General features: G+C 33.9%; 4 protein-coding genes and 1 pseudogene. 4 read left to right on the top strand and 1 reads right to left on the bottom strand.

The features are described from left to right. A pseudogene (locus B3J44_RS12860) lies at window positions 1-454 on the bottom strand (alpha-amylase); the annotation flags it as partial. A 488-nt stretch (window positions 455-942) separates the two neighbouring features. Between B3J44_RS12860 and B3J44_RS12855 the strand changes: the two are divergent. The 4 genes from B3J44_RS12855 to B3J44_RS12840 form a co-directional block, all read left to right on the top strand. Next, on the top strand, window positions 943-2,373 hold the full coding sequence (locus B3J44_RS12855) for a peptidylprolyl isomerase (protein WP_286968784.1): 1,431 nt from the start codon (window positions 943-945) through the stop codon (window positions 2,371-2,373). 78 nt (window positions 2,374-2,451) lie between these two features. After that, entirely contained in the window at window positions 2,452-3,405 is a 954-nt protein-coding gene (locus B3J44_RS12850; RefSeq protein WP_286968783.1) for an AAA family ATPase, read from the top strand. Window positions 3,406-3,784: 379 nt separating this feature from the next. Further along, on the top strand, window positions 3,785-6,556 hold the full coding sequence (locus B3J44_RS12845) for a bifunctional aconitate hydratase 2/2-methylisocitrate dehydratase (RefSeq protein ID WP_286968782.1): 2,772 nt from the start codon (window positions 3,785-3,787) through the stop codon (window positions 6,554-6,556). A gap of 128 nt (window positions 6,557-6,684) precedes the next feature. Then, window positions 6,685-7,406 (top strand): aconitase family protein (locus B3J44_RS12840; protein ID WP_286968780.1); only part of this gene is annotated, 722 nt, incomplete at its 3' end.

The following is a 7,406-nucleotide window of genomic DNA, read 5'->3' as shown; positions in this document are numbered from 1 at the left end:
TTACTAACTCAGCTTTAGATCCGAATCTTGTTTCAGTGCTTCCATTTTGGTTGTAATCTCCAAAATCAAAATAATCTGTTGGGTCATATCCCATAGAAAAAGCTCCGTTTTGCGCTTTAGAAGCGGGTGGAAGCCAAATTGAGCCAATTCCGGCATTTCCCCATGCAATTACTTTGCTGCTTACGGTATTCCACCAATTTCCTCCAGATGGAACATCCCAGTAGAAAGCCTGCATCATAACGCCGCCGCCAGGATTGTCAACATATTTTCCTGTTGCAGAAGCACTCGAAACTCCCGTGCTAAAAGGTTTTCCGTCATGATGTGTAACATCAATTACTTTAAATTTTTGACTTTCAGCTTTTGCATCCGATTCATTGATTTCATTTTGAGAACACGAATACAATAGTCCGCTAAATGCCATAATAAGGCATAATTTTAAAATAGGTTTTTTCATAATAGATGTGGTTAAGTTAAATAGTGAGCTTTGTAATTTTTTAATTTAAAGCTTTAAAAAAGAAGATATTGCTATTTTTAGATACTATAAATTAATAATTGCGCATCTAAAGTAAATGTTTTTTGATTTAATTTTAATTTGTAAGAAAATAGTTCTTTACGAAAACGTTGTAGTGTTGAGAACTTTTTTTATGATGCTTATAATAAGCAGTTTATTTGCTGTTTAAAATCAAGATTTAAAGTCAATTAGAAAAATCCCTGTAAGTGATTTGAAAAAGCTGAAATAGATGATTTTGCAGATTGAAATCGAACTATCCTATAATTTTTTGTTAATAGTATATCCGATAGTTGGATTATGTAATTGAATTGTTATTTTTGTTCGTTATAAGTTACGAAAGAACTATACTTTAATTATTTATGTTTGACGAACATATATAGTTTCTGGGGGATTATCTAAAACAGGCTTACATTCAAATAAAATTTAAAATAATGCTATTAAAAAAATTACAGCTAAAAACAATTGATTACAGGTTTGCACTAACAATTTGTTTTTTTCTTTTTTTTACTTCAATCATCACAGCGCAAGAAGTTATTCCTGATGTTGTTGCTCAAAAGCCAGTTGAAACTCCTTCTGGCGGAAAAATGAAAATTGACGGAATTATCGCTACAGTAGGAGATTATATCGTTTTAGATTCTGATATCGACAAAGGATTTTTAGAAATTACTGCACAAGGTGGATCTGTAAAGGATATTACAAGATGCCAGATGCTTGGTAAACTTTTGGAAGATAAATTATATGCTCACCAAGCAATTCAGGATAGTATTATTGTAAGCGATGCTGAAGTTAGAAGTATGATGGAGGAACGTCTTAATTATATGACACAGCAAGTTGGAGATATAAATAAAGTAGTAGAATACTATAAAAAAGGTTCTGTTGAAGAATTTAAAACCTATTTTGCAGATATCTTAAAAGAGCAGAAACTGGCTAGTGAGATGAGGGATAAGATTGTAAAAGATGTTGAGATTACTCCAGAGGAAGTTCGTAATTTCTTTAAGAAAATCCCAAAAGATGAATTGCCAACTTTTGGAGCAGAAATGGAAGTTGCTCAGATTGTTGTTGAGCCAAAAGTTTCTAAAGAAGATAAGCAAAAAGTAATAGATAGATTAAATGCCATAAGACAAGATGTTCTTGAAGGTTCTAGTTTTGCTACAAAAGCAGTTTTATATTCTCAAGATCCTGGATCTGCTCCAAATGGAGGATATTACAAAATGACAAGAAAAACTCCTTTTGTGAAAGAATTTAAAGATGTTGCTTTTAGTTTACAGGCAGGAGAAATTTCGCAGCCATTTGAAACAATTTACGGATTTCATATTATTATGGTAGAAAAAATTAAAGGGCAAGAAGTAGAGCTTCGTCATATATTGATTTCTCCAACTGTTTCAGAAGCAGCTTTAAAAGAAGCTAAAGAAAGAATTACAAATATTAGAAATAAAATTGTCAATAAAGAGGTGACTTTTGCCGAAGCTGCAAGAACAGAATCTGATGAAAAAGAAACTAGAGCAAACGGAGGAACATTGGTGAATCCAACAACACAAGATACTCGTTTTGAGTTGACAAAAATGGATCCAACTTTATATAGCCAAGTTTCAAATTTGAAAGGAGACGAAGTTTCTCAACCACTTTTAAATACAGATGATAAAGGTAAAAAGACGTATAAGTTAATTACGGTTACAAATAGAATTGACGAGCATACAGCTGATTACGCTAAGGATTATACTAAAATTAAAGAATTGGCATTAAAAGAAAAACAAATCAATGCAATCGCAAAATGGTTTGATGCTAAAATTAAAGACACGTATATCAAAATTATTGGAGAATATAAAGACTGTACGTTTGCAAACAATTGGTTGAAAAAATAAGTTTTAATAAATAAATAAAAAGAGTTAGTTTTATGAATTCATAGAATTAACTCTTTTTAATTTTAAATACATTTATAAATGTCTGACGTAGCAGCAATTCACAATTTAGTTCAAAAAAGAAACGAATTAAAAAAAGAAATAGCGAAAATTATTGTAGGGCAAGACGCCGTTGTAGATCAAATTTTACTTTGTATATTTTCTGGGGGACACGCACTTTTAATTGGAGTTCCAGGTTTGGCAAAAACCTTAATGATAAATACTTTATCTCAGGCTTTAGGGCTAGATTTTAAAAGAATTCAATTTACGCCAGATTTAATGCCTTCTGATATTTTAGGAAGCGAAATTTTGGATGAGAATAGAAACTTCAAATTTATTAAAGGACCAATTTTTTCTAATATTATTTTGGCGGATGAGATAAACAGAACACCTCCAAAAACACAAGCTGCTCTGCTTGAAGCCATGCAGGAAAGATCGGTTACGATTGCAGGACAACATCATAAATTAGATTTGCCTTATTTTGTTTTGGCAACTCAAAACCCTATTGAACAGGAAGGGACTTATCCTTTACCGGAAGCGCAATTGGATCGTTTTATGTTTGCTATTAAATTAGAATATCCAACTTTTGAAGAAGAAGTTCAAGTTGTGAAACGAACAACTTCTGATGTTAAAACAGAAATTAACCCGTTATTTACTGCGCAAGAAATAATCGATTTTCAGCATTTAATTCGTAGAATTCCAGTTGCAGACAATGTTATTGAATATGCAGTAACTTTGGTAAGTAAAACTCGTCCAGATAATAGTTTGACTACTGATTTTGTAAAAAACTATTTAGATTGGGGAGCAGGACCAAGGGCTTCGCAAAATTTAATTCTTGCTGCAAAAGCACACGCAGCTTTTAATGGAAAGTTTTCTCCAGATATTGAAGATGTTCAAGCGGTGGCAACGGGTATTTTAAGACATAGAATTATTAAAAATTATAAAGCTGATGCTGAGGGTATAACAGAAGAGGTAATTATTAAAAAACTAATGTAAAATCTAAAATTTGCATTTATAGAAATCCTGACAATTTATTGTCAGGATTTTTGTTTTCAGAGACTCTAAAAAGGTCTTCAAGATGACGTTTTAAATCCCAACTATAACGTTATAATTACTTATTTAGAAAGATTCTTTGCGAAAATAGATGTAAAAACTTACTTGCTTTATAACATTGAATTTCGACTTTGTTAAAGAAAAGATTTTTAAATATTAATAATTCATTATTTTAATATAAAATTGATTTTTTGGCAAAAACAAGCACTGAAAATCGTTTTTTAACAATAATAATTTTTGAAAAGGCTTGTTCTATTAAATTTTTTTTAATTATCGTCTTTAATGCTTAAATTTGCCTCAAAAAAATAAATCCGCTTTTATTATGAATATTTATCAGGATTACATTCAAGAAATTGAAGAAAGAAAAAATCAAGGGTTACACCCTAAACCAATCGATGGAGCTGAATTATTAAGCGAAATCATTTCCCAAATTAAAGATGCAGATAACGCACATCGCGAAGACTCTCTTAAGTTTTTTATTTACAATACATTACCTGGTACTACAAGTGCTGCAGGTGAAAAAGCAAAGTTTTTAAAAGAAATTATTCTTGGTCAATCAGTAGTAAAAGAAATCACTCCAGCTTTTGCTTTTGAGTTGCTTTCACACATGAAAGGTGGACCATCTATCGAAGTATTATTAGATTTAGCTTTAGGTAATGACGCTGCAATTGCAAAAGAAGCGGCGAAAGTACTAAAAACACAAGTTTTCCTTTACGAAGCAGATACAGATCGTTTGGTAGAGGCATTCAAAAATGATAATGCAATTGCAAAAGAAATCCTTGAAAGTTATGCTCAAGCTGAGTTTTTTACAAAACTTCCAGAAGTAGCTGACGAAATTAAGGTAGTTACATTTATTGCTGGTGAAGGTGATATTTCAACAGATTTACTTTCTCCAGGAAATCAAGCGCACTCTCGTTCAGATCGTGAACTTCATGGGCAGTGCATGATTACTCCTCAAGCGCAACAAGAAATTAAAGCGTTACAAGCACAACATCCTGATAAAAGCGTAATGTTAATCGCTGAAAAAGGAACAATGGGAGTTGGTTCTTCTAGAATGTCAGGTGTAAATAACGTGGCACTTTGGACAGGAAAACAAGCTAGTCCTTACATTCCATTCGTAAATATTGCTCCAATTGTTGGTGGAACAAACGGAATTTCTCCAATTTTCCTAACAACTGTAGACGTTACTGGTGGTATTGGTTTAGATCTTAAAAACTGGGTTAAAAAAGTAGATGCAGAAGGAAATGTTATTCGTAACGAAAACGACGAACCAATTCTTGAGCAAACTTATTCTGTTGCTACAGGAACTGTTTTAACTATCAATATTAAAGAGAAAAAACTTTATAACGGAGATCAGGAATTGATCGACATTTCTAAAGCATTTACTCCTCAAAAAATGGAGTTTATCAAAGCGGGTGGTTCTTATGCTATCGTATTTGGTAAAAAACTTCAAACATTAGCTGCTAAAGTTTTAGATGTTGAAGCTCCGTTAGTGTATGCTCCTTCAAAAGAGGTTTCTCACGAAGGACAAGGTCTTACTGCTGTAGAAAAAATCTTCAACAAAAATGCAGTTGGTATCGCTCCAGGAAAAGTATTGCACGCTGGTTCTGACGTTCGTGTAGAAGTTAACATTGTAGGTTCGCAAGATACTACAGGTTTAATGACTGCTCAGGAATTAGAATCTATGGCTGCTACGGTAATTTCGCCAATCGTTGATGGTGCTTACCAATCAGGTTGTCATACTGCTTCAGTTTGGGATAAAAAAGCACAAGCTAATATTCCTAAATTGATGAAATTCATGAACGATTTTGGTTTGATCACGGCTCGTGACCCAAAAGGTGTTTATCATGCAATGACTGACGTAATCCACAAAGTACTTAACGATATCACTATTGATGAGTGGGCTATTATTATTGGTGGTGACTCTCATACAAGAATGTCAAAAGGTGTTGCTTTTGGTGCTGACTCAGGAACTGTTGCTCTTGCATTGGCTACGGGAGAAGCTTCTATGCCAATTCCAGAATCTGTAAAAGTTACTTTCAAAGGAGATATGAAAGGGTATATGGATTTCCGTGATGTGGTTCATGCTACTCAAGCTCAAATGCTTCACCAATTTGGAGGAGAAAATGTATTCCAAGGAAGAATCATTGAGGTTCACATTGGAACATTAACTGCCGACCAAGCATTTACATTTACTGACTGGACTGCAGAGATGAAAGCTAAAGCTTCTATTTGTATTTCTGAAGACGATACTTTAATCGAATCATTGGAAATTGCTAAAGGCAGAATTCAAATTATGATCGACAAAGGAATGGATAACGATAAACACGTTCTTCAAGGATTGATCAATAAAGCTGATAAGAGAATTGCTGAAATTAAATCGGCAGAGAAACCAGCTTTAACTCCAGATGCAAATGCTAAATATTATGCTGAAGTTGTAGTTGATTTGGATCAAATTGCTGAGCCAATGATCGCCGATCCAGACGTAAACAATGCTGACGTTTCTAAAAGATATACGCACGATACTATCAGACCATTATCTTTCTACGGTGGAGAGAAAAAAGTAGATCTTGGATTTATTGGTTCTTGTATGGTTCACAAAGGAGATATGAAAATCCTTGCTCAAATGTTGAAAAACGTAGAGGCACAAACAGGAAAAGTAGAATTTAATGCTCCTCTTGTAGTTGCTCCTCCAACTTATAATATTGTTGATGAGTTGAAAGCAGAAGGTGACTGGGAAGTTCTACAAAGATATTCTGGTTTCGAGTTTGACGATAATGCTCCAAAAGGTGCTGCGCGTACAGAATACGAAAACATGTTGTATTTAGAACGTCCAGGATGTAACCTTTGTATGGGTAACCAGGAAAAAGCAGCAAAAGGAGATACTGTTATGGCAACTTCAACTCGTCTTTTCCAAGGTAGAGTTGTAGAAGATACAGAAGGTAAAAAAGGAGAGTCATTACTTTCTTCTACACCAGTTGTAGTTTTATCTACAATTTTAGGAAGAACTCCAACATTAGCAGAATATACAACTGCGGTTGAAGGTATTAACTTGACCAAGTTTGCACCTTCTAATAAATCGTTAGTAATGTAATCTTACGATTATTAATATATCAAAAGCCCGAGCGATAAACTCGGGCTTTTTCTTTTTTAACTCTCCTATTTTTTGTAACTTGTCATGTTTAAAATAAAATAAAAAAAACAAAAAATAATATAGAACTTATGGCTTTTGATATCGAAATGATTAAAAAAGTGTACGAAAACATGCCAAATCGTGTTGATAAAGCACGAGAGATTGTTGGACGTCCACTTACGTTGACAGAGAAAATTTTATACAACCACCTTTGGGACGGAAATCCGACAAAGGCTTTTGGAAGAGGAGTTGATTATGTTGATTTTGCACCAGACCGCGTAGCTTGTCAAGATGCAACTGCTCAGATGGCATTATTGCAGTTTATGCATGCTGGAAAATCTAAAGTGGCAGTTCCTACAACGGTTCACTGTGATCACTTGATTCAGGCAAAAGTAGATGCTGTGACTGATTTGGCTAGAGCAAAAACACAAAGTAATGAGGTTTTCGACTTCTTGTCTTCTGTGTCTAATAAATACGGAATAGGTTTCTGGAAACCAGGAGCTGGAATTATTCATCAAGTTGTACTTGAAAATTATGCATTTCCTGGCGGAATGATGATTGGTACCGATTCTCATACTGTAAATGCAGGTGGATTAGGAATGGTGGCAATTGGTGTTGGTGGAGCGGATGCTGTAGATGTTATGTCTGGAATGGCTTGGGAGCTTAAATTCCCTAAGCTTATTGGAGTTAAGTTAACAGGTAAATTATCTGGTTGGACTGCTCCTAAAGATGTTATTCTTAAAGTTGCAGGTATTCTTACTGTAAAAGGAGGTACTGGTGCAATCGTTGAATATTTTGGAGAAGGTGCTAC

Source organism: Flavobacterium sp. UBA4854, assembly GCF_002399805.1.
In the GTDB taxonomy this organism is placed as follows: Bacteria; Bacteroidota; Bacteroidia; order Flavobacteriales; family Flavobacteriaceae; genus Flavobacterium; species Flavobacterium ginsengisoli.
This window is presented reverse-complemented; position numbering and strand designations above follow the sequence as displayed.